Origin of the sequence: Jeotgalibacillus marinus (assembly GCF_040801915.1) — a bacterium.
Classification (GTDB): Bacteria; Bacillota; Bacilli; order Bacillales; family Jeotgalibacillaceae; genus Jeotgalibacillus; species Jeotgalibacillus marinus.
Genome location: NZ_JBFMIA010000002.1, coordinates 141154 through 162820 on the forward strand (window position 1 = coordinate 141154; position 21667 = coordinate 162820).

Sequence of the window (21667 nt, forward strand, 5' to 3'; positions counted from 1 at the left end):
TTGATTTGTCGTTTATGTGTTATTTTTTTAATTTCTTACGTACCTTACCCATTAGTTCTTCTTCTGTCAATGCCGCGACAGGGCGATTATTGACAAAGGTAAATGTCTTTTTGCGGCCTGGACCACAATAAGATTGGCACCTTATATCAACTGAAGCATCGGGATCTATGTCCTTCAACTTTGGAATCAATGTCTTAATATTAACGGCTTGACAATCATCGCAAACTCGAAATTCGTTTGCCATTTGTCGACAACCCTTTCCTCGTGAGTCTCGTTTATTCACTATCAGTCATTGTACCGATTTGATGCTCTCATTTCAAGGCAAATCCCAAAAATGAAACATTATTTAACTTTTCTAAAAGCGATGAATGTATGAACTCTTGAAAACATGGTGACACTTACGATATGGATACTAGTCCAAAAGAAAGATTACTGGAACAGGAGTGAATAAGATGAAACAAAGACAAGACGCTTGGATGGAAGAAGACGACTTGATTTTGGCCGATACAGTACTACGCCACGTGCGAGAAGGAAGTACTCAGTTAAATGCATTTGAAGAAGTTGGTGACAAATTAAATCGCACATCAGCTGCATGCGGATTTCGCTGGAATGCAGTCGTTCGTCAGCAATACGATAAAGCACTTGATCTAGCAAAAAAACAACGTAAACAACGTCATCGCCTTCTCGGCAAAGAACAAAGCGGAAAGAAAAAGGTGCTCTATCAGCCGAAACTTACGTCGATCGAAGAATTTCAATCCGTCGATCTACCATTTACAGATGAGCCAACAACGGATGTGAATGTGGATGTAGATTACCAAAGTGAAGTTGCACAAGAAGTTGTACAAGACGTACAAAACGAATCTTTTACATCGTATCGAGACATGCAGCCAACGCAGCAGACGCCCATCTCTTCTTTATCATTAGAGGTTGTAATCGCCTATTTACAACAGCTAGGTCAAACACGAGGTCAGGACGCACAAACAAGACGGCAACTCGACCGTGTGTTAAACGAAAACCACTTATTACGTGATCAGTGCATGAAGCTCGAGCAACAAGTTCATAGACTTAAAGACCAAGAAACAACTATGCAAGAAGACTACGAAACCCTTATGAAAATTATGAACAGAGCAAGAAAACTAATTTTATTTGAGGAAGAAGAACTGCCATCGAATACGTTTAAAATGGATCGAAATGGGAACTTAGAAAAGGTTATGGAGAACTAATTTAGATTGAACGGGCGGGGAATTTGGGCTTAGACGAATCCTTTTTCCATAGATAGGAAACTTTCGCCCAGCAAATTGTGTAAACTAAACTCACAACCACTTTATCACTTAAAATAGTCAGTCTGTCCAAGCGGTGATCATCACCATGAGGACAGACTTTTTTATTTATCTAGCGCTTTGTTATTGCGATCCATTACTCTCATTAAATACCCATCATACAATAGACGCTCTTTTTCATTTAGCTGGCCAGCTTGAATGGTGCCGCTGATGTTTTTTAACGACTGCAAAAAACGTACCATACCATCTTGAATGGTTAATTCAACACTCAATAACTCAGATAGTGATGCCATGACCTGTGGTTTAATGACAGGAAATTCTACTCTCGTTTTATCTCCTTTTACCGCTCGTTCATAAAAACGTTGAATCAACTTTGCCCGACTGCTACCGCTGCCAGACATGCATAAGTATATTTGCACAGCAACGCCGCCTCTGATACGACGTTGTGAGATCCCTGCAAATTTTTGTCCCCCAATGCTTAGATCGTAACTTCCTGGACAATAGGAACCTACAACTTCAAATGCTTCAATCTGGGCATCAAAGTCGGAAAACATTCCACGAACAAGTTCAACCATCGCGTCATAGCCACGATTGATATCTATGCCTTTTTCGTTTTCAGCTAAAATAAGCGACAAATTGAGAACACCTTCGTCTAGTACAACCGCTAGTCCTCCAGAATTTCGTACTATATAGTGAAAGCCAGATTCCTCAAGCTCCTTTAAGCCATCTTTTAAATGTGGAGTGCGTGTATCTTGAATGCCGAGCACAACCGTATCGTGATGCACCCACGAGCGAGCGGTCACAGGTGCATTACCTGCTCCAACAGATGTACATAACGTATCGTCCATCGCAAACGACTGCAACCCATCAAACATCGGACCATAACTCGACTGATCTATTATCCTCCACACCGACTGCTGCAACACTCCCAGTACCTTATCTTGTTCCATTTCAATTAACCTCCTCTACATTGCAAACTGATCAAATTATAGCATAAATTCAGTGCTTTTGTTCGCTAAAGGGACCTGTCCCATCAGTGAACAAAAGTATTCAAAAAACCCTTACCAAGAATAACTTTGGTAAGGGTTTTTTATTCGTTATGGATTGTTTTGTTCTCTATATTTTAAGTATTAAAGTGCTTGTCCCGCTGTAATAAGAGCAAGTTTGTATACATCTTCTTCGTTACAACCACGGGAAAGGTCGTTTACAGGGGCATTTAACCCTTGTAGAATTGGCCCTACTGCTTCAAAGTTCCCTAGACGTTGGGCGATTTTGTAACCGATGTTACCTGCTTCAAGACTAGGGAAAACAAATACGTTCGCGTCCCCTTTTATGTCTGAATCTGGTGCTTTGCTTTTCGCAACTGCTGGTACGAACGCTGCGTCAAACTGAAATTCTCCGTCTAAGGTCAACTCAGGTGCTTGTTCTTTAGCGATTTTAACTGCTTCAGCTACTTTTTCAGTTTCAGGTGATTTCGCTGAACCTTTTGTTGAAAAGCTAAGCATTGCTACACGTGGATCTACATCAAACATTTGCGCTGTTTTCGCACTTTCTAATGCAATTTCAGCTAAATCTTGGCTATCAGGCGAAATGTTGATCGCACAATCTGCAAACACATATTTTTCATCATCTCGAACCATGATAAATACGCCAGATGTTTTTTTCACGCCTGCTTTTGTTTTAATAATTTGAAGAGCGGGGCGCACGGTGTCAGCTGTTGAATGAGCCGCACCACTTACAAGTCCTTGCGCACGATTTGTGTACACAAGCATTGTGCCGAAATAATTTTCGTCCAATAGAATTTTGCGTGCATCCTCTTCTGTTGCTTTGCCATTACGACGCTCAACAAATGTAGCTACAAGTTCATCCATTTGATCATAAGTAACAGGATCTAAGATGTCACAACCATCAAGTTTCACATTTACTTTAGATGCTGTTGTTTCTATTTCTTTTTGAGCACCAATCAAAATTGGCGTTAAAATACCTTCATCAGCTAAACGGCTTGCAGCACGTAAAATCCGCTCGTCTTGTCCCTCTGGAAATACAATACGTAAGTCATTACCCTTCACTTTTTCTGTCAATGTTGTCCATAAATTAGTCATTATGCACCCTCCTTAAACCATCTTTACCGTTAGCATACCCCATCCATATAAGAATTCAAGAACAAGCTGATATGTGAACGCTTACAATGCTGATGTTTATTTTTTCACACAATTAACACCACTTTTGTTCGCTAGGCCGTCTTGTCTTGACGATTTAATGAACGTAGGTTGTGTTTTCCGTGCATTAGAGTTATTTGTGATATGATTACGGTAGAAAATTAAGTACTGATCAAGGAGTGACATAGAATGAGTGAAGCATCAACAACTCTTGATGGCTGGTATGGCCTTCATGATTTTCGCAAAATGGATTGGACATCGTGGAAGCGGCTGTCAAGCGATGAGCGCACATTAGCGATTACCGAATTTCAGCAGTTCCTAAAAAAGCTGCATAACATTCAAGATCAAGAACAAGGAAGCCATTCTTTTTATTCAATTGTTGGTCAAAAAGCAGATTTTATGTTATTTATTTTACGTCCAACAATGGAAGAATTGAACGACCTCGAAAATGAATTTAATAAACTAACAATTGCTGAGTATACGATACCTACGTATTCATACGTTTCAGTTGTCGAGCTTGGCACCTATGGTTCGAACGAATCCGATGAAGACCCTTACGAAAACCCATATGTACGTTCTCGCCTGTTTCCACAGCTACCGAAAGCAAAGCACATTTGTTTCTATCCAATGGATAAAAAGCGTGAAGGCGATAATAACTGGTATATGCTTCCGATGGAAAAACGCAAGCAACTTATGTACGACCACGGCATGATTGGTCGAAGTTATGCAGGTAAAATCAAGCAAATCATTTCAGGTTCAGTTGGTTTTGATGACTGGGAATGGGGCGTTACACTTTATGCAGATGACGTTCTCCAGTTTAAAAAAATTGTTTATGAAATGCGTTTTGATGAAGTCAGCGCACGCTACGGCGAATTCGGTTCCTTCTATGTAGGTAACCTTCTTGAAGACGAAAGTCTCCCACAATTTTTACACGTTTAAACATAACGAACAATGATCGTGCCTTTCAGTTTATAGGCTTCGGTCATTGTTCTTTTTTACGTTTACCGACAGTCTCATTTCTTTTTTACAACAAAAACTAAAACAAAATCATAACTCTTTCCTCTTTTGCATATAGTTTAAATCGATGGGGAGGAGTGAGGATATGTGGCTGTAGTTGCTCATACTGATAAAGAGATTGAGTTGTTGGCGCGTTTAATGCGCGCTGAGGCTGAAGGTGAAGGTCAGCTTGGTATGCTGATGGTTGGCAATGTTGGTGTTAATCGAGCCCGAGTGAAATGTCTAGACTTTACAAATATTGTATCAATTCAAGATATGGTTTTTCAGCGTCCCGGCGGCTTCGAAGCAACAGTAAAGGGGTACTTTTATCAGCGCGCACGTGAACAAGATAAGAGACTTGCACGCAGAGTACTTCAAGGCGAGCGATTCCACCCTGCTACAAATACGCTGTGGTTTTTCCGACCTGATGGCGATTGTCCCGCCCAATTTTTTGGACAATGGAACGTTGGACGATACAAATCACATTGTTTTTATGCCCCTACTCAAGGAGAGTGTCCTGAAGTCTACTAGTCATTTACGTTCACTTATCCCTAGAAATATAAAGGAGGAGTTCATTGATGACTAACCCTTCATCTATGAATAATGCAAACCAGCAACCAACTGGACAACCAAGTGCACAGTCAAATGCGCAATCAACTGGACAACCAAATACACAGTCAACTGGACAACCAAACGCAAGATACTCATACCCCTACTACCAACCATCTCAAGCTAGCTATCCATACTACTCCTATCCTACACAGGGGACGCAGGCACCTACAGGACAACAGGTTGGCGGCCAATCGATGTTGCCAACAGAAGAATCCTATATTGAAAACATACTGCGTCTAAATCGAGGCAAGACAGCAACAGTATACATGACTTTTGAAAATAACCGCGAATGGAACGCAAAAATTTTCAAAGGAGTCGTTGAAGCCGCTGGTCGTGATCACATTGTTCTAAGTGATATGAAAACAGGAATCCGTTATGTTTTACCAATGATTTACCTAGATTACATTACTTTTGAAGGCGAAATTCAGTACTCATACCCTTTCAACGGCATGGCAAGCTACCCTTCACGATAAAAATATTGATTTTAACACGAACAAAAAACCGCCCTCCATATCTTATTGGAGAGCGGTTTTTGCGTGCTTCAGTTAGTTCACTGACCGGTTAGATACCTTTAGCAAATTAAAGCACTTTCATCGCAGCAAGAACCAAACAACCCCATGCGGCTAAGAATGCGAGACCACCGATTGGAGTAATAGCACCGAGAACGCTGATACCAGTCAGGCTAAGTACGTAAAGGCTTCCTGAGAAAAAGATGATGCCGACTAGCATAAGCCAGCCCGCCCAGCTAAGTAAACCTGTTGCTGGAAGGTTCCCCATTAAAATACCGATAATTAGAATACCTGTTGCATGAAACATTTGGTACTGAACAGCAGTGTTCCAAGTAGCTAAATATTTCGCTTCAACGCGTCCCTCAAGTGCGTGTGCGCCGAATGCACCAAGTGCCACTGAAAGTAGTGCATTGATCGCACCTATAATAATGAATAATTTCATTTACTTAAACATCCTTTCGCTATCTCTCATCCAAAATTAAAAATCAAACAAAGAGTCTCCATTTGATCCATCGTCCATTTTCATCGGCTTGTCTCGTGGAACGGAGACAGTCGGTTGTTCAGGTGGTTGATAAACATTTGCTGACTGGACATTTCCCACAACATTTGATTGTATTCTACCAAGTTCCTGTCCTGCCATCCCTCTAAGACTCTTTCCTTCCCCCTGGTCTTCCAAAGCCAAGTCACAAAGCGTACGAATGGAGTGAAGATGTTCTCTCATTTGCGAGGAGCGAGCGAGTTTTGCTTGCCCTACTTCTTGCTCAATCTTCATGAGTAATTGTTCATATGATATGCTCATTTTCTAGTCCTCCTTCCATTGCGACTTGCATGTTGGTGCATTTTCTTTTCAAAAGCATAACAAGAATGACCCGAAGCCCGAAACACTTCTAATGAAGGCAGGTGTTTTGTTTTAAAATGATGTGCTTTGCATCCTTTGGGGAATTTAGGATCCCATGTGACATAATAATGTTTGCATTCATTACAGTTGATACGCTTCGATTCCATCCTTCACACCTGTTTCCTTTAGCGATCATTTCGCGTGCTTCATTGTACCATAGTTACATAGCAATCAATCCTCTAACGCCCAATCCACTCGTTCGATCCCATTAGTCTCTAGGAAATCATTTGTCTTGGAAAATGGCTTGCTACCAACAAAACCTCTATGCGCCGACAACGGGCTTGGATGTGGAGCGGTTAAAACACAATGAAATCGTTCGTTAATTAGTATCCTTTTTGACTGGGCAGGTTTTCCCCACAAAATAAATACAGTAGGTTGATCTCGCTCACCTAGCAAACGAATAATTTCGTTGGTCAGTGTTTCCCACCCTCGTTTACGATGTGAATTTGCCTCACCTTCACGAACCGTCAACACAGTATTTAGAAGTAACACTCCCTGTTTACCCCATTTCTGCAAATGGCCATTTGATGGAATTGTGATTCCAAGGTCGCTCTCTATTTCTTTAAATATATTTTTCAATGAAGGGGGGGGGCGAACTCCAGGTTGTACCGAAAAGCTCAAGCCATGCGCTTGTCCAACCCCATGGTAAGGGTCTTGCCCTAAAATCACCACTTTCACTTTCGAAAAAGGCGTATCATGAAGAGCTTGAAAAATGTTTTTCACTGGAGGAAATATCGATTTACTAGCATATTCTTCTTTTAAAAACTCACAAAGCTCCTGATAATATGGCTCCGTAAACTCTTTTTCAAGTAGCTGTTGCCAATCATTTTGAACGTTTGAATGCGGCATAAGAATTCCTCCTAGATCAACAATCGTTGCGACATAACCAGCGAATTCACAAAATCCACTGTACGACAATCCTATTCTATTATACGAGAAAGGGCGAATGATGAAAACCTACAACCCGTACCATCAAACACCCTTTTTTGATATCTTTAATTCCGACAAAATCACGCAACTTCAGACTAAACAGAGCGAATATTTCCCAGGAAATTTGCCACATTTCCACGACTGTATACTTTCGGTTCTTTCGATGTCTGTCGTGTATGATAAAGGAAAACTTCTCGAGTAAATATTTAATTTTGTCAAAAATAAACCTCCGCTCTCCTATTTTTAAATAGTACCTTCTTTTCGCATTCTTGTTTCAGATCAAGTAAACTATAAATAGTAGAATGAAATATCAAGGAGGAGCGTTATGCAGCCTGTCAACATAGAAGAAGTGCAGACATTGATTGATCGCTTTGCAGGAAAAGATGTCTATATTCATTTAGAAACAACGAACGGTTCGTATGCTACCCATAAGGATGAAAATTTTTTTAATGCAGGTGCCTTTATCCGGAATGCGAAAGTTCGTTATGAGCTTGGTAAAATAATTGGTGACGCACCATCTCGCGTCGGATTGAAGCTTGATCTTGGATGGATTTATGCACAGGGCATTACCCATTTTGAACTCGATTCAAAAAAACGCTTGCTTATGGCTGGTCATGACAATCAGGGAAAGCTTGCGGTGGCATTACAGATTAGCCAGACGCCATTTGAGTAACCCTGTCTTACTAATTCTTAAAAAGGAGTCCATACGATGATTACAACCGAAAAACATGTACTCGTAGTTTTTCCTCATCCAGATGATGAAGCATTCGGGGTGTCTGGAACAATTGCGTCACATATTCAAATGGGCAACGGAGTTACCTATGCCTGCTTAACACTTGGTGAAATGGGACGGAATCTAGGCAATCCACCCTTTGCTACACGCGAATCACTTCCGCTTATTCGCAAACAGGAATTACTTGGCGCAGCAAATGCAATGGGATTAGACGATTTACGTATGATGGGGCTTCGCGATAAAACGGTAGAGTTTGAAGATGATGAAAAAATGGTGAAAATGATGAGAGATTTAATAGATGATGTAAATCCGTCATTAGTCATTACATTTTATCCTAATTATTGCGTTCATCCTGACCATGAAGCAACGGCTAGAGCTGTTGTTCGTGCGGTGGGACGCACACCAGATGAGCGTCGACCAAAGCTCCACTGTCTTGCATTTTCGAATAACACGCTTGCTGAACTAGGCGAACCAGATATTATTCACGATATTTCATCTGTTCGTGAGATCAAACTCAACACAATACGTGCACACATATCTCAAACAGCATGGATGCTCCAAGACCTAGAAAAACGATTAGCTGATCAGGATCCAGAAGCGATCCAGTGGTTAACCAAGGAACGATTTTACAACTACCGTTGGGACCAGGGATACAAATAAAAGCAGAGTGCGGCAAGCTCAGGACAAGCACTGATGGTAGGCGCTTTTGGCCTTCTGCAGTGATTCACCTGTGACCTCGAGCACCTACCTGCTGAAGATATGGTGGAAGCTGGCGGTTAGATGCGACAGTCACAGGGCGAGCGCTGACGGTAGGCGCTTTTGGCCTTCTGCAGTGATTGACCTGTGACCTTGAGCACCTACCTGCTGAAGATGGCTAACAAATCACAAAATTTACATCTAAAAAATCCCGAGCACATAGCTACTCGGGATTTTTTTCATTTACTCCATTCCTGAATAACAATTCACTCTTTCCAACGTCGGGGAAATGTTCATCGTGATGGAACCATAATCAGTTGTTGGATCGCTTTTGCGACGCCATCTTCTCGATTAGATGTTGTGACATGCATACACTGCTCTTTAATATCTTCTGGTGCATTCCCCATTGCTACTGAATAACCAGCTTTCTCCATCATCGATAGGTCGTTGTAATTGTCACCGATCGCCATTACATTTTTCATCGCAATGTCTTTGTTCGCACAATACCATTCAAGTGCGAGCCCTTTTTGTGCACGAGAGCTCGTAATTTCAAGGTTTTCGTTACCAGATGAACTAATCGCTAGGTCATCTAGCTTTAAAAGGATTTCTCTTGCTTTAACGAGTAAATCTGGATTCGCTGAAAACGCCAAAAACTTAAAGACAGTCTGAGTCGAATCCTTGAGTAATTCTTCATAGCCTTTAATGACTGTGATATGCCCCTCGTCATAACGATTGTTTGCTTCCGTTTGAACATGCGGAAGTGGAGTGTCTGGATTCGTTGTTAAAAAAATATCGATCAGCAAAGCAATTCCTTGCTCTTTATCGTTTGTAAATGTTCCCTTATTTGTGTACACCTCAAAATATATGTCTAGCTCTTCAAGCTGTTCAGCTACATGCTTTGCTGCTTTGTCGTCGATGCCTTTAACTAGAAGCTGTTCACCTTCAGCACTTCTCACTTCTGCTCCGTTTACCGCAATCACCGGGCAAACAATACCTGCTTCTTTTAGCGGAAGCATTGCCTCTAAATACGAACGCCCAGTTGCAACGAGTACCTCGACTCCGTGCTTTTGAGCTTCTTTTATCGCTTTGATGCTTTTCATTCCTATTTCATGGTCACCGTTTAAAAGTGTGCCATCCATATCTGATGCCATTAATTTAATCATATTATGTCACCTTTCTTTTTTCAATGTAGTCCCATTGTATCATGCCCTACTTTTTGCAATCCCTTACAATACTTTATCTTACCCATCTTTATTAGAAAAAGCATGGCCATGTTGCTCACCATGCTTGCTTATAAAACTAAATTTGCAATTCTCGAAAAACAATCTCAACTTCAAGCAATTCAATAAAATCGCTTGATAAGTTTTTCTCCTTAGCCGTTTCAAATGCTTCAATTAACTTGTCATCTGTAAGACCTTTTAAGGAATTCATATACCCCACCTCAAAAATTTTCATTTTTCTATCTATTCCCCGAAATGTAGAGGTTTATTACACCTTTTTCGACCAAAATATTTTCAAAAATGTTATTATTTTCAGACAATTATTGATAATAAGTACTAGCAGTGGTTAAATAAAGTACAAGAGTTAATAAAATCGATATCTATTAATCTTTTCTTCTAAAATCAATGGATTTTTATCCGGGGGTGAATTAAAATAGAATATGACTTATTTTTATACAAAATAAATAATGAAGAATTTTAAATTCTATACAGAAAAAAGGAGAGAATTATGAAGCAACCAAGAGCAATAGATTATTTACGCTTTATTATCCCATCCATTATCGGGATTTTAGTTTTTATGACACCTTTTCCGATAACAGATCCTGAAACAGGGGACAAATCTCTTACGATTCCGATAGCGATCATATCAGGGTGGCTTCAAGACAGTATCGGTTCTATTCTCCCTGCTATTATGACCTTTATTATTGTTTTAACTGCAGTACTAACGCTTATAGCTAGACTCGGCAAACCAGGATTTATTATGAATAATGAATTTTGGAATAAGTTATTATTCGTTTCATGGTTTTGGGTGGTTGTAAGAGTCATTGCTTCTACCTTTGCACTAATCGCCTTTTTCCAAGTAGGTTCAAGTCCTTTAATGGAAGCCATTTGGTCATCTGATACAGGTGGACTGCTACTTGAACAAGGAGGACTATTATCGTCATTGTTCTCTATCTTTTTATTTGCAGGAATGTTCTTACCACTTCTATTGAATTTCGGACTACTTGAATGGTTCGGTGCACTGATGGCAAAAATTATGCGTCCTTTGTTTAAATTGCCTGGTCGTTCATCAGTTGACGCACTGGCTTCTTGGGTTGGAGATGGAACAATTGGGGTTCTTCTTACAAACAAGCAATACGAAGAAGGACATTATTCAAAACGTGAAGCGGCTGTGATTGGTACAACATTTTCCGTTGTTTCATTCACATTTAGTATTATCATAATTGAAGAAGTTGGTTTGGCTAATTATTTTGTACCGTTTTATTTAACTGTAGCACTTGCAGGATTTGTGGCTGCAATTATTATGCCCCGTATTCCACCCCTGTCTCTAAAGAAAAAGGAATACATTTCTGAGGCAGTAGAGGATTCAGATTTAGAAAATATCCCTGGCGGAAAAACACGTCTTCAATACGGAACTGAAACGGCTATTGCTGCAGCAAAACGCAACAACAGTGCGAAAAAATTTGTTGTGGATGGCAGTAAAAACATTTTAGATATGTGGATGGGTGTTGCACCTGTTGTTATGGCGTTTGGTACGATCGCTTTGATTCTTGCAGAAAAAACAAGTACCTTCGCCATTTTAGGTGCACCATTTGTTCCGATATTAGAACTTCTTCAAATTCCTTATGCGGCTGACGCTGCACAAACGATGGTTGTCGGATTTGCTGATATGTTTTTACCTGCAATTATCGGCGGTGACATTCCTTCAGATATGACTCGATTTGTGATTGCAGCAGTATCTGTCACACAGCTTATTTACATGTCAGAGGTCGGTGGCCTGCTACTCGGTTCACGTATCCCGGTATCATTCTTTGATCTTGTATTGATTTTCTTACTACGTACACTGATCACATTACCGATCATTGCTGGAATAGCACACTTACTATTTTAACCGGAAAAGCGAAGCGGCTTGACCAGCTCCGACAGGCATAAGGCAGTTCCCGAGGAGGACGTTCTTTACCACCACAGGGAACTGACTTATGACCCCGAGGAGCTAGCCGCTGGAGCTAGACATCAACGAAAAGCGAAGCGGCTTGACCAGCTCCGACAGGCATAAGGCAGTTCCCGAGGAGGGCGTTCTTTACCACCACAGGAAAGCGACTTGTGACTCGAGGGGCTAGCCTCTTAAACTACTAAAATAAAAACAGTCGTGCTTATGCGCGACTGTTTTTTACTCAAATTTAAGTTTATGTATAGGCATCTTTACCGTGACAATTGTTCCTTTTCCTAGTTCACTTTGAATAGTTAACTGTCCATTATGCTCATGGATAATTTTGTTGCATATGGTAAGTCCTAAGCCCATTCCTTTTACTTTTGTCGTATAAAATGGCTTTGCAAGATTATTGAGTTGTTCAGTTGAAATGCCTACGCCTTCGTCTTGAATTTGGATCCATACTTCTTCATTCTTTTTAACCGAACGGATCTTCATTTCACCGCCATCTTCCATTGCCTCAATTGCATTTTTAACCAGGTTGATCATCACTTGAATAAGTTTATTTCGATCGCCTAATACATGATCGGATTCTGTAGAAGAACGTTCAACAATTATCTCTACACGACTTAACAAAGCTTGATGCTTCATAACATTCACGACATAGTCCATTGCTTCTTGAAGGGAAAAGCATTTTTGGACTCGTTTATGAGGTTTCGAGAGTACTAAAAGCTCTTCAACTATTGAATGAACGCGATCGATTTCTGAAGCCATAATTTCTACATTTTTTGTCGAAAGGTGAGGCTGTTCACGCATCAACTGAACAAATCCTTTTAAACTTGTTAATGGGTTTTTAATTTCATGAGCGATTCCAGCAGCAAGTTCACCTGAAACAGACAATTTTTCTTGTTTGACTAAACGCTCTTCAACTATTTTTTGCTGTGAAATATCTCTCCCAATGATAATGAGTGCTTTTCTCGAACCGTCTTTATAAAACATCGGAACTTTTATCACATCAAAAGTCTTTAATTCCCCCGAAGGAACGTAAAATTCTTCTTCTACTCGAATTGTTTCAGCTTTTTTCCATGTTTCTTCATCTGATTCTAAGCAACCCTCAAATGCTTCTTTAAAAAACGGATTTTTGAGCCCGAGATCTCGGTCTGTTTTTCCTATATATGTTTCATTTTCCAACTCGTAAAGCGCTAACCCAAAATCATTCATACGGATCCAACGTCCTTCCCCGTCTTTAAAGCAAACAAAGTCAGGCATCGATTGAAAAAGCGCTGTCATCTTTACTTCTTCCTCTTTCATTTCTATAAAAAGCTGCTGTTCTTTGCGGTATCGTCTGAACATAGTAAATCCAACCATAACAATTAATAATGAGACAATTATTTCGGCCCCTATGTAGATTTGTCTAGGTAACCATCCGATTCCAGAAAAAACAAGTGCATCTTGAATAAAGAAAAGTAAAATTAATAATCCAATTAGGACTTTCATATGAGAACAAGAGTAAGATTGTATCAGGATAAATCACCCACCTCTACAAACATTTCAACATTAAGTTGTAAAATTAATGAAATAATACCATATTATCATATCATGTTGAATATTGTAGGAATAGATCGACCTTTGTATTTTAACTACCTTTTTTATTGTGCCCTCTCCAGCCATTAGAAAAATCCCGCTGGAAATCATTTCATTTCAGCGGGATTTTTGCGTATTCAGACAGTTATCGTTGTTTTAAGTTTTGTTAGCATATCTTTTGTCATGGATGTTAGATCATGCTTTGTCTTGAAGCCCCACTCTGCTTTAGCAGCTGATGCATCAATTGAATTTGGCCAACTATCAGCAATCGCTTGACGAACGGGGTCCACTTTATAGATCATTTCAAATGAAGGAATATGTTTTTTAATTTCAGTTGCAATTTGCTCTGGTTCAACGCTCATAGCCGTTACATTAAATGCATTACGGTGTTTTAATCCAGCAGGATCAGCTTCCATCAAGTCTACAATCGCTTGAAGAGCATCTGGCATATACATCATATCCATGAACGTACCTTTATCAATAAACGAAGTGTATTGACCGTTTTTCAATGCTTCATAGTAAATTTCCACTGCGTAGTCTGTTGTTCCCCCACCTGGTGGCGTAACGTATGAAATCAAACCTGGAAAGCGAACTCCTCTTGTATCTACATTAAAACGTGAATGATAATAATCGCAAAGTAATTCCCCTGCAACTTTATTCACACCATACATTGTCGTAGGACGTTGCAATGTATCTTGTGGTGTTTCCATCTTTGGTGTATCAGGTCCAAAAGAACCGATTGAACTCGGTGTAAAGAATTGAAGATTTTGCTCGCGAGATACTTCCAGTGCATTCACAAGTCCACCCATATTTAAATGCCAAGCAAGTTGTGGTGCTTCTTCAGCTTTTGCCGACAATAATGCTGCCATGTGCATAATTGTATCAACATTGTGTTTTTTCGCAATTGCATTCATCTGCTCTGCATCCGTTACATCCAAAAGTTCAAATGGTCCTCCGTTAACGACCTCGTTATCCATTGATCGAATATCAGATGCAACAACAGCATCTGTGCCATATTCTTTGCGCAATTTCGTGATAAGCTCTGATCCGATTTGACCAAGCGCACCAGTGACTAAAATTCTCTTCATGATATCTTATCCCCCTCTATTCAATTTCACCTTAGTAAGTATATCTCCCTACAGAAAGAACAAGTGTACACACCAAAAACACACTTTTAGTTAATCCATGTTTTATGCATTTATAACTTAACACATTTCGAATAAAATGTTTATACCAGGAGGACAAATAAATTCGACCTTTTATTTTGAGGATAATCTTCATAACTTTGTAACCGCTTTATTCAAACTAAAAACCAAGACACACTTAGTCCATTTTTTAGTTTGGTTAGAAATTATAAGATTATGCAACATTCGATTTTTTGTTCAGCACATTTACTACATCTGACTCCAACAGCTGTATCAACCAAGTATAACGATCACTGAGCAATTTATATCAAAAAGGAAAGTTGGCAAAGAAATTTCCGGCATTTTGTTTATTTTATGCAGAGTTTTTTAAATAGGCTAGAATGACGTGAAGAAGTTGTTACTTTACGTTTCAAACAAAAAAATCCCGTCTAGCATAATCACCAGACAGGATCTCTTTAAGCATTTATTTAATTTATAATATTTAATTCTTTCCCAACTTTTTCATATACAGCAAGTGCCTCATTAAGCATTTCTTTTGTGTGCGTTGCCATTGGCATGTTGCGCACGCGTCCTGTGCCACGCGGAACGGTTGGGAACACGATTGATTTTGCGTAAACACCTTCCTCGCTTAGGCGTTTACTGAATTGTTGAGTTAGCTTTTCTTCGCCAATGATACAAGGTGTAATTGGTGTTTCACTCTCACCAATATCAAAGCCGATTTTTTTCAATCCGTCTTTTAAATAACGGCCGTTTTCCCATAGCTTGTCGTGAAGTTCAGTGCTATCGATCAGCATTTGAAGCGCTTCTGTGATTGCAGCGGTATCACCTGGTGTTAGTGCCGTGGAGAACAAGAATGGACGGGAGCGAACCTTTAACCAGTCAATAAGCTCTTGCGATCCAGCGACATATCCACCAACTACACCAATTGCTTTTGATAATGTACCCATTTGGAAGTCGATGTCTTTTGACAAACCAAAATGTTTAACCGTTCCCGCACCTTTACCCATCACACCTGAACCGTGAGCGTCATCAACATATGTGATCAAGTCGAATTCTTTCGAAATTTCAACGATTTCTGGAAGTTTCGCCACATCACCATCCATTGAAAATACGCCATCTGTAATAACCATTACTTTGTTGTATTGACCAGATTCAGTCGCTTCTTTTGCTTTAGCACGCAAATCTTCCATATCAGAGTGATTAAAACGGATAACTTTTGCACGAGATAAACGGCAGCCATCAATGATTGAAGCGTGATTTAGCTCATCTGATAAAATCGCGTCGTTTTTGTCCATTACTGCTGAAATCGCAGCCATGTTACAGTTAAACCCTGATTGGAAAGCAATCGCTGCTTCTGTGCTTTTAAACTCTGCTAGCTTGTCTTCAAGTTTCACATGAAGATCAAGCGTACCGTTAATTGTACGAACTGCTCCAGCACCAACCCCATATGTATCAATCGTTGTTTTAGCGACTTCTTTTAAATGATCATTTGTTGCAAGTCCAAGATAGTTGTTGGATGAAAGGTTAATTAGCTCTCTGCCACCAATTTTGATTTTCGCACCGTTTGGACCTTCAACTGGGTCAATTTCGTTATAAAGACCCCGTTCTTTTAAGTCATTTAAGTTTTCTTTTAAGAATTGGTCTAAAATCTTTGCCATGTGTACTCCTCCTATATTTTCGTGGAATTGGACAGATGTCCTTTTGATATATACAGTATAAGCTGAAATTCATTTATTCATTAGTCTTTATTCACATTGCTAGTTTAACATGTTTGTATGATACGGACAATGATTCTACAGCTGTATCAGCAATATAAAGAGAGCGCTCAGAAAGATAAGATGACGGTTGCTTGGTTGTCATTCGTTGGGCGGCCTTAGTTTTCTACCGTTCATAGAATAAATATGGTATGATAGAGGGAGAAAAAGGAGGGATCTTGATGAACCATCTGACCACAATCACATTGTTGGGAAAAAACAATCGTAAAACACAACTTACTCCTATTCGAATGGCAGTTCATTCTCCTTGTACAATTATGGAAGCCACTTCCCAAACAGGCGAACTTTATCACGCATATTTTTTCAGGCAACAATTCCTTGCCGCCAAAAAGGTCACCCGCTCTAGGCTGGGTAGTTATCTTGAACTGGCGATGACAAAAGGAATTGTTTTTTTATGTCCTCATCCTGTTGTCACCCATTTGCTTCAAGGAAAAAATCAACTGAAAAACAAATCCCTAACAGATCTCCATTCGTCTATTAAAAACCGTTATTCACCGCTAGAGGTTTCCCAAATTTTCCGCTGCTTCGACTCATTGATTCAAAAGGATAAACTATTTAAAGTCATGCGTGAATGTTATTACGACTATCGCCGTGACGGAAAATGGGGCAAAGCGTATTCTGTACTTGTCACTTTAGAAGAGGCATTCCCCACACATGAATGGATTGCTCACACAAAACATGACGCCAGTTTTTCTTCCTATCATGATAAATATGACACCTTAGACTCCTCTCTTTTAACAACGGACCCAACCACAATGGATTGGCTTCTTTGGAAACATCGATATGAGCCACAGAATTTAACCACGTGGATAGATTCGTTTAGTTTGAAGTCTGCTCATTCGTTAGCTGCATTTTCTTTACTTTATGAACAACAACTAACCAGCTCAACTTCTACTTCCATACACCAATTCTTAGATACAGCAAAACATCTTTTCACCCAAAAGGAGTTAAAAGATATTTTGCTTCAAATGACCCATTCACCAAATAGTGTCATTCATCAAGAAGCATTCAGACAATGTATTCGTCTGCGTGCTTGGGAAGATGCCTTGACAACGTTCATTCAACACCCATTTCTCCTAGAGGATCAAGATTTACATAGCTTGAAAGAGGCAATCGCACATGTAAAATGGAATGAGCACTTACCAATCGATCAATTAAGTCGCGCTCTGATTCCCATTTTAAAAGAAGAAAAACATCACTTAGACACGATCTTAACAGCATGTGTACCTATTCTTAGTCAAACGCATGACTTAAACTACTTAATGGAATGGTTAAAGCCATTAGATGAAGCGAAATGCACACTTCCCATTTATCAACGTGTTCAAAAACTTGCCTTGTATGCAGAAGATCCTAATAAACAGTTTTTGGCAGGTGAGCTTTATTACCAACTCGGATTGAAAAATGAAGCAATCGATTCATTTATCTACGAAATGGAAATGAATCCTAATGATCCATCTCCCGTAAAATGGCTACAAACCCTTTATCAAGAAACAGGTCAATTGGATGAAGCAGCTGCTTATCAACAGTTGTTGAAATCACTGTGCTAAATGGGGCTATAGACACACTGGTACATTTAAAAGTGAAACTTGTACAAGGAGCGGAAAAGTAATGTCGAGGTGGATGTTTCATTTGAATCCCAACATAGAACGCCAGCGTTCTTCAAAAATATTCACCGCAAATTAAGCATTATTGAATTATTTTATTATACCCGTTGACATGAAATCCTTTCCACAAACTAGACTAAAGAAGAACACTGGTCCGCGTGACACAAATAATGGTCATATCAAAAGTGGCGTTACGACCAGTGTTCTTTTCACCTAATATGTGAAGAAGATATAAAAAGATGAATGAAGCACAGTTATAGGAGTGGCTTAAGCTTAATAGCAATAACGCCGCTCCCTTTGCTTTGAAGTTAAAGTCATCAGTATCTCCAACACTTACGGATGAACCACAATTATGTTGAAGTTTTTGCACCAGGACTCCCAGATTAGTTATTCATGTCATGTAGACTCTCTTACGATGAGTTTAGTTGACAGTCGAATTATTTCACGTTTAACTCCTTCATTACCTCTTATATATTGGATTATTTTTAATACCGACTGTATTCCCAATTCAATAATAGGAATACCTATTGTTGTTATAGTAGGAGTAGTAACTTGGCATAACAATTGATTATCATACCCTATAACGGCCAAATCCTCAGGGATCTCGTAACCGTTTACTATCGCTTTTTTAATTATTCCTGCAGCTACTTGATCATTTCCTGTAAACAAAGCGGTAGGTTTTTCATTTAACTTATTAATCTCGTTAAAAATTCGAAATCCATCTTCGATATTAAAAGCACGATCGAAAGTCCATTCATTCCTTGTTTGTAAATTTGATTCAGCTAAAGCTTTTAAAAATCCTTCCTTACGCTGTCGTTGAGCTTGACTATAAGAAGTATCATAACAAAAGCCAATTTTTTTATGTCCCTTTTCAATTAAATGTCTCACAGCCTTATAACCTGCTTCAAATTCATCATAGCAAATGATCGGTAAGGACGCTTTTTCATGATACTCGTTACATAACAAGATCGGTCCATATTTTAAGTGAGGTTCAATCACTGTCCATTCATTTTCTAAAGTTCCTAATATTACACCATCTATTTCGTTATTTCGTAGTAAATTCATTACCTTTAGTTCGTTTTGTTTATCATAGAATGTTTGACAAATTAAAACCTTATACCCTTGTACAAATGCTTCATTAGAGATCCCTTTGATTAATTGTCCAAAAAAAGAATGATCAATGCTCGGGACAGAAATTGCGAGTGTATACGTTTTGTTCGTTCTTAAATTCCTTGCTAAAGAATTTGGAGTATAATCTAGCTCTTTAATCACACTTGAAATTTTTCTTCTCTTTTCTTCTGAGACGTATGGATGGTTATTTAAAACTCTGGATACAGTTGTTTTAGATACTTTGCATATTTTAGCTATTTCCTCAATATTAGGCATATAGTCACTCCTTTAAAAACATATTCATATGTTAAAGATTTCATAAACTGGTATTATAATATTATATACTAGACTCTTTGTTGGAGGTCTTCTATATGAAAACAATTGAAGACCCTGTAAATACAAACTTCGTGCAGGATGGAAAAATAAATGGAATGGTTAAAGCCATTAGCTGAAGCGCATGCACTCCCTCATTTATCAACGTGTTCAAGAACTGCCTTCTGTACAGAAGATCCTAATAAACAGGCGAGCTTTATCACCACTTCGAATTGAAAAATGAAGCAATCGATTCAGTCATCTAAAAATGTAAATGAATCCAGTGATCCGTTTCCGGTAATCAACAGTTGTTGAAATCCCTGTGCTAAATGGTAGGATCGTAGACTTTTACTATGATACATTTAAAAGTAACAAATGGTTCAGTTCAAAGGAGAGGAAAAAGATGGCCACCATCACTAAAGAAAAAAAGCCTGTTCAATGGCGTGTATTTATTCATCTAATACGTCAATTAAAATGGCCGAAATGGGTAACGTTTTTCGCTTTATTTTTCGCCTTAATTCAAACTTCTGTGAGTTTAGTTATCCCTCTCGTTACAAGGGATATGGTTGATACTCTTTCTGCAACATCAATCAACTGGTCAACATTCGGTTTATTAATCGGGGTGTTTTTAATACAAGGGGTTACGGGTGGCGTGTCCTATTACATGCTGGCATACATAGGAGAAAGCATTGTGACTGATTTGCGGGAAAAATTGTGGAAACATATTGTTCGGTTACCCATTCCATTTTTTGACCACCACGAAACAGGTGAAACGATGAGTCGAGTCACACAAGATACCGCTACGTTAAAGCAGTTAATTACAGGCCATCTTGTTACGTTCGTGACTGGTTTGATTTCTGTTATCGGTTCAGTCATTTTTTTACTTTATATTGACTGGAAAATGACGTTGATCTTACTCATCGCCGTTCCTCTTTCCCTATTAATCATGATGCCGCTTGGGAGAATGATGTACAAAGTGTCCAGAGCTGTTCAAGATGAAATGGCTTCTTTTTCTGGTTTGTTAGGTCGTGTACTATCTGAGGTTCGCTTGGTCAAAGCGTATCGTGCAGAAGAAAAAGAATCGATTAAAGGATCAAATGGGATTCAATCGCTATTTCGTTTCGGATTAAAAGAAGCAAAAATCCAAGCCGTCATTTCACCATTTATGACCTTTATTATGATGGCTCTTTTGGTTGTTATTCTAGGCTATGGAGGCATTCAAGTATCATCAAACCAACTTTCCGCTGGAGATTTAGTGGCAATCATCTTTTACTTATTCCAAATCGTTGTGCCCTTTACACAAATGGCGACTTTCTTTACCGCATTTCAAAAAGCCGTAGGTGCCACAGAGAGAATTCAAGGAATTTTGGATACGGATGTTGAACAACGCTCCACAACTGAACAAATAGAATGGCAAGGTAAAACACTTTCGTTTGATCAAGTTGACTTCTCCTATGATAACGGAAAATCTATCTTAAAGGATTTATCTTTTAACGTTCCATACGGGAAAATGACGGCTTTTGTTGGACCTAGTGGTGGAGGTAAAACGACCATCTTTTCATTGATTGAGCGGTTTTATTCCCCGACGAATGGGTCGATCCATTTAAACGAACAACCGATTTCTTCCTATGATTTATCCGCTTGGAGAAGTGGCTTTGGTTATGTGTCACAGGAGAGTCCACTTATGTCTGGATCCATAAAAGATAATATTTGTTATGGCATTGGACATGAAGTGGATATGGAAACGATTCAACAGGCAGCTCGAGATGCGAATGCGGCAGAGTTTATTGAGAAATTATCAGATGGATACGAAACAGAAGTTGGCGAAAGAGGGATCCGATTATCTGGTGGACAACGTCAGCGAATTGCGATTGCAAGAGCACTGATCCTTGACCCTGAATTTTTACTATTAGATGAAGCAACATCAAACTTAGATAGCTCATCAGAAATTCTTGTTCAAGATGCCCTTCAACGGTTGATGGACGGCCGAACAACTATGGTCATTGCTCACCGTTTGTCGACTGTGTTACATGCGGATCAAATCATATTTGTAGATGATGGATTTGCAACTGGAATCGGTTCACATGATGAATTGTTCTCGACTCACGAATTGTATCGTACGTTCGCAGAGGGGCAATCACTCGCGTCAAACGACATCTGATTGATCCAGATGT

Annotated in this window: 22 protein-coding genes; 10 read left to right on the forward strand and 12 right to left on the reverse strand. The window is 39.3% G+C overall.

The window, feature by feature from the left end; genetic code table 11:
• Nucleotides 1-19 precede the first annotated feature (19 nt).
• Nucleotides 20-244: a YuzB family protein gene (locus AB1471_RS03680; RefSeq protein ID WP_367778248.1), complete on the reverse strand. Its 225-nt coding sequence runs from the start codon at nt 242-244 to the stop codon at nt 20-22.
• Nucleotides 245-452: 208 nt separating this feature from the next.
• Between AB1471_RS03680 and AB1471_RS03685 the strand changes: the two genes are divergently transcribed.
• A complete protein-coding gene (locus AB1471_RS03685) occupies nt 453-1223 on the forward strand; it encodes an RsfA family transcriptional regulator (RefSeq protein ID WP_367778249.1) in 771 nt (256 codons plus the stop codon).
• A 161-nt stretch (nt 1224-1384) separates the two neighbouring features.
• Here the strand turns inward: AB1471_RS03685 and lipL are convergent, their stop codons facing one another.
• Together lipL and pta are read right to left on the reverse strand one after the other, a co-directional pair.
• Nucleotides 1385-2230 carry an octanoyl-[GcvH]:protein N-octanoyltransferase gene (gene lipL, locus AB1471_RS03690; RefSeq protein WP_367778250.1) on the reverse strand — a complete coding sequence of 282 codons (846 nt, stop codon included), beginning with the start codon at nt 2228-2230 and terminating at the stop codon, nt 1385-1387.
• Between the two features lie 180 nt (nt 2231-2410).
• Nucleotides 2411-3382, reverse strand: coding sequence for a phosphate acetyltransferase (gene pta / locus AB1471_RS03695; protein WP_367778251.1), 972 nt, complete (start codon nt 3380-3382; stop codon nt 2411-2413).
• A gap of 246 nt (nt 3383-3628) precedes the next feature.
• On the opposite strand from pta, the gene hemQ reads away from it, so the two are divergent.
• From hemQ to gerQ, 3 genes are all read left to right on the forward strand, one after another.
• Entirely contained in the window at nt 3629-4378 is a 750-nt protein-coding gene (hemQ, locus tag AB1471_RS03700; RefSeq protein ID WP_367778252.1) for a hydrogen peroxide-dependent heme synthase, read from the forward strand.
• A gap of 165 nt (nt 4379-4543) precedes the next feature.
• On the forward strand, nt 4544-4966 hold the full coding sequence (locus AB1471_RS03705) for a cell wall hydrolase (protein ID WP_367778253.1): 423 nt from the start codon (nt 4544-4546) through the stop codon (nt 4964-4966).
• Nucleotides 4967-5013: 47 nt separating this feature from the next.
• A complete protein-coding gene (gene gerQ / locus AB1471_RS03710; protein WP_367778254.1) occupies nt 5014-5520 on the forward strand; it encodes a spore coat protein GerQ in 507 nt (168 codons plus the stop codon).
• A 106-nt stretch (nt 5521-5626) separates the two neighbouring features.
• Here the strand turns inward: gerQ and AB1471_RS03715 are convergent, their stop codons facing one another.
• From AB1471_RS03715 to AB1471_RS03725, 3 genes are all read right to left on the reverse strand, one after another.
• Nucleotides 5627-5998, reverse strand: a complete 372-nt coding sequence (locus AB1471_RS03715) for a DUF423 domain-containing protein (RefSeq protein WP_367778255.1) — start codon at nt 5996-5998, stop codon at nt 5627-5629.
• A gap of 36 nt (nt 5999-6034) precedes the next feature.
• Nucleotides 6035-6355, reverse strand: a complete 321-nt coding sequence (locus tag AB1471_RS03720; protein ID WP_367778256.1) for a YwdI family protein — start codon at nt 6353-6355, stop codon at nt 6035-6037.
• A gap of 270 nt (nt 6356-6625) precedes the next feature.
• A complete protein-coding gene (locus tag AB1471_RS03725) occupies nt 6626-7303 on the reverse strand; it encodes a uracil-DNA glycosylase (protein ID WP_367778257.1) in 678 nt (225 codons plus the stop codon).
• A 406-nt stretch (nt 7304-7709) separates the two neighbouring features.
• Between AB1471_RS03725 and AB1471_RS03730 the strand changes: the two genes are divergently transcribed.
• Both AB1471_RS03730 and bshB2 read left to right on the forward strand, forming a co-directional pair.
• Nucleotides 7710-8057, forward strand: coding sequence for a YojF family protein (locus AB1471_RS03730; protein ID WP_367778258.1), 348 nt, complete (start codon nt 7710-7712; stop codon nt 8055-8057).
• Between the two features lie 36 nt (nt 8058-8093).
• Nucleotides 8094-8777 carry a bacillithiol biosynthesis deacetylase BshB2 gene (gene bshB2 / locus AB1471_RS03735; RefSeq protein ID WP_367778259.1) on the forward strand — a complete coding sequence of 228 codons (684 nt, stop codon included), beginning with the start codon at nt 8094-8096 and terminating at the stop codon, nt 8775-8777.
• Nucleotides 8778-9106: 329 nt separating this feature from the next.
• Here bshB2 and AB1471_RS03740 read toward each other — a convergent pair whose 3' ends face one another.
• Together AB1471_RS03740 and sda are read right to left on the reverse strand one after the other, a co-directional pair.
• On the reverse strand, nt 9107-9976 hold the full coding sequence (locus AB1471_RS03740; RefSeq protein ID WP_367778260.1) for a Cof-type HAD-IIB family hydrolase: 870 nt from the start codon (nt 9974-9976) through the stop codon (nt 9107-9109).
• A gap of 136 nt (nt 9977-10112) precedes the next feature.
• Nucleotides 10113-10244, reverse strand: coding sequence for a sporulation histidine kinase inhibitor Sda (sda, locus tag AB1471_RS03745; protein ID WP_367778261.1), 132 nt, complete (start codon nt 10242-10244; stop codon nt 10113-10115).
• A 297-nt stretch (nt 10245-10541) separates the two neighbouring features.
• On the opposite strand from sda, the gene AB1471_RS03750 reads away from it, so the two are divergent.
• Nucleotides 10542-11924 (forward strand): YjiH family protein, encoded by a 1383-nt coding sequence (locus tag AB1471_RS03750; RefSeq protein ID WP_367778262.1) that lies wholly within the window; start codon nt 10542-10544, stop codon nt 11922-11924.
• Nucleotides 11925-12203: 279 nt separating this feature from the next.
• Here AB1471_RS03750 and AB1471_RS03755 read toward each other — a convergent pair whose 3' ends face one another.
• The 3 genes from AB1471_RS03755 to AB1471_RS03765 all read right to left on the reverse strand — a co-directional run bounded on the left by AB1471_RS03755 (nt 12204) and on the right by AB1471_RS03765 (nt 16350).
• Nucleotides 12204-13460, reverse strand: coding sequence for an ATP-binding protein (locus tag AB1471_RS03755; RefSeq protein ID WP_367778263.1), 1257 nt, complete (start codon nt 13458-13460; stop codon nt 12204-12206).
• 224 nt (nt 13461-13684) lie between these two features.
• On the reverse strand, nt 13685-14635 hold the full coding sequence (locus AB1471_RS03760) for an L-threonine 3-dehydrogenase (protein WP_367778264.1): 951 nt from the start codon (nt 14633-14635) through the stop codon (nt 13685-13687).
• Between the two features lie 524 nt (nt 14636-15159).
• Nucleotides 15160-16350 carry a glycine C-acetyltransferase gene (locus AB1471_RS03765; protein WP_367778265.1) on the reverse strand — a complete coding sequence of 397 codons (1191 nt, stop codon included), beginning with the start codon at nt 16348-16350 and terminating at the stop codon, nt 15160-15162.
• A 278-nt stretch (nt 16351-16628) separates the two neighbouring features.
• Here AB1471_RS03765 and AB1471_RS03770 point away from each other — a divergent pair, with 278 nt between their 5' ends.
• Entirely contained in the window at nt 16629-18014 is a 1386-nt protein-coding gene (locus tag AB1471_RS03770; protein WP_367778266.1) for a tetratricopeptide repeat protein, read from the forward strand.
• A gap of 453 nt (nt 18015-18467) precedes the next feature.
• Here AB1471_RS03770 and AB1471_RS03775 read toward each other — a convergent pair whose 3' ends face one another.
• Nucleotides 18468-19457, reverse strand: coding sequence for a LacI family DNA-binding transcriptional regulator (locus tag AB1471_RS03775; RefSeq protein ID WP_367778267.1), 990 nt, complete (start codon nt 19455-19457; stop codon nt 18468-18470).
• A gap of 150 nt (nt 19458-19607) precedes the next feature.
• On the opposite strand from AB1471_RS03775, the gene AB1471_RS03780 reads away from it, so the two are divergent.
• Together AB1471_RS03780 and AB1471_RS03785 are read left to right on the forward strand one after the other, a co-directional pair.
• The gene (locus AB1471_RS03780; protein WP_367778268.1) at nt 19608-19730 is read left to right on the forward strand and encodes a hypothetical protein; all 123 of its coding nucleotides are present in this window, start codon (nt 19608-19610) and stop codon (nt 19728-19730) included.
• 166 nt (nt 19731-19896) lie between these two features.
• On the forward strand, nt 19897-21654 hold the full coding sequence (locus AB1471_RS03785; RefSeq protein WP_367778269.1) for an ABC transporter ATP-binding protein: 1758 nt from the start codon (nt 19897-19899) through the stop codon (nt 21652-21654).
• Nucleotides 21655-21667: the final 13 nt, after the last annotated feature.

What these genes read in the sequence shown, in the direction of transcription:
- AB1471_RS03715 (WP_367778255.1), bottom strand. Translation starts at nt 5,998, where the DNA reads ATGAAATTATTCATTATTATAGGTGCGATCAATGCACTACTTTCAGTG.
- AB1471_RS03785 (WP_367778269.1), top strand. Translation starts at nt 19,897, where the DNA reads ATGGCCACCATCACTAAAGAAAAAAAGCCTGTTCAATGGCGTGTATTT.
- AB1471_RS03720 (WP_367778256.1), bottom strand. Translation starts at nt 6,355, where the DNA reads ATGAGCATATCATATGAACAATTACTCATGAAGATTGAGCAAGAAGTA.
- AB1471_RS03740 (WP_367778260.1), bottom strand. Translation starts at nt 9,976, where the DNA reads ATGATTAAATTAATGGCATCAGATATGGATGGCACACTTTTAAACGGT.
- AB1471_RS03780 (WP_367778268.1), top strand. Translation starts at nt 19,608, where the DNA reads ATGGAATGGTTAAAGCCATTAGCTGAAGCGCATGCACTCCCTCATTTA.
- AB1471_RS03685 (WP_367778249.1), top strand. Translation starts at nt 453, where the DNA reads ATGAAACAAAGACAAGACGCTTGGATGGAAGAAGACGACTTGATTTTG.
- AB1471_RS03725 (WP_367778257.1), bottom strand. Translation starts at nt 7,303, where the DNA reads ATGCCGCATTCAAACGTTCAAAATGATTGGCAACAGCTACTTGAAAAA.
- sda (WP_367778261.1), bottom strand. Translation starts at nt 10,244, where the DNA reads ATGAATTCCTTAAAAGGTCTTACAGATGACAAGTTAATTGAAGCATTT.
- AB1471_RS03680 (WP_367778248.1), bottom strand. Translation starts at nt 244, where the DNA reads ATGGCAAACGAATTTCGAGTTTGCGATGATTGTCAAGCCGTTAATATT.
- pta (WP_367778251.1), bottom strand. Translation starts at nt 3,382, where the DNA reads ATGACTAATTTATGGACAACATTGACAGAAAAAGTGAAGGGTAATGAC.
- AB1471_RS03760 (WP_367778264.1), bottom strand. Translation starts at nt 14,635, where the DNA reads ATGAAGAGAATTTTAGTCACTGGTGCGCTTGGTCAAATCGGATCAGAG.
- AB1471_RS03750 (WP_367778262.1), top strand. Translation starts at nt 10,542, where the DNA reads ATGAAGCAACCAAGAGCAATAGATTATTTACGCTTTATTATCCCATCC.
- hemQ (WP_367778252.1), top strand. Translation starts at nt 3,629, where the DNA reads ATGAGTGAAGCATCAACAACTCTTGATGGCTGGTATGGCCTTCATGAT.
- bshB2 (WP_367778259.1), top strand. Translation starts at nt 8,094, where the DNA reads ATGATTACAACCGAAAAACATGTACTCGTAGTTTTTCCTCATCCAGAT.
- AB1471_RS03775 (WP_367778267.1), bottom strand. Translation starts at nt 19,457, where the DNA reads ATGCCTAATATTGAGGAAATAGCTAAAATATGCAAAGTATCTAAAACA.
- AB1471_RS03755 (WP_367778263.1), bottom strand. Translation starts at nt 13,460, where the DNA reads ATGAAAGTCCTAATTGGATTATTAATTTTACTTTTCTTTATTCAAGAT.
- AB1471_RS03765 (WP_367778265.1), bottom strand. Translation starts at nt 16,350, where the DNA reads ATGGCAAAGATTTTAGACCAATTCTTAAAAGAAAACTTAAATGACTTA.
- lipL (WP_367778250.1), bottom strand. Translation starts at nt 2,230, where the DNA reads ATGGAACAAGATAAGGTACTGGGAGTGTTGCAGCAGTCGGTGTGGAGG.
- AB1471_RS03770 (WP_367778266.1), top strand. Translation starts at nt 16,629, where the DNA reads ATGAACCATCTGACCACAATCACATTGTTGGGAAAAAACAATCGTAAA.
- gerQ (WP_367778254.1), top strand. Translation starts at nt 5,014, where the DNA reads ATGACTAACCCTTCATCTATGAATAATGCAAACCAGCAACCAACTGGA.
- AB1471_RS03730 (WP_367778258.1), top strand. Translation starts at nt 7,710, where the DNA reads ATGCAGCCTGTCAACATAGAAGAAGTGCAGACATTGATTGATCGCTTT.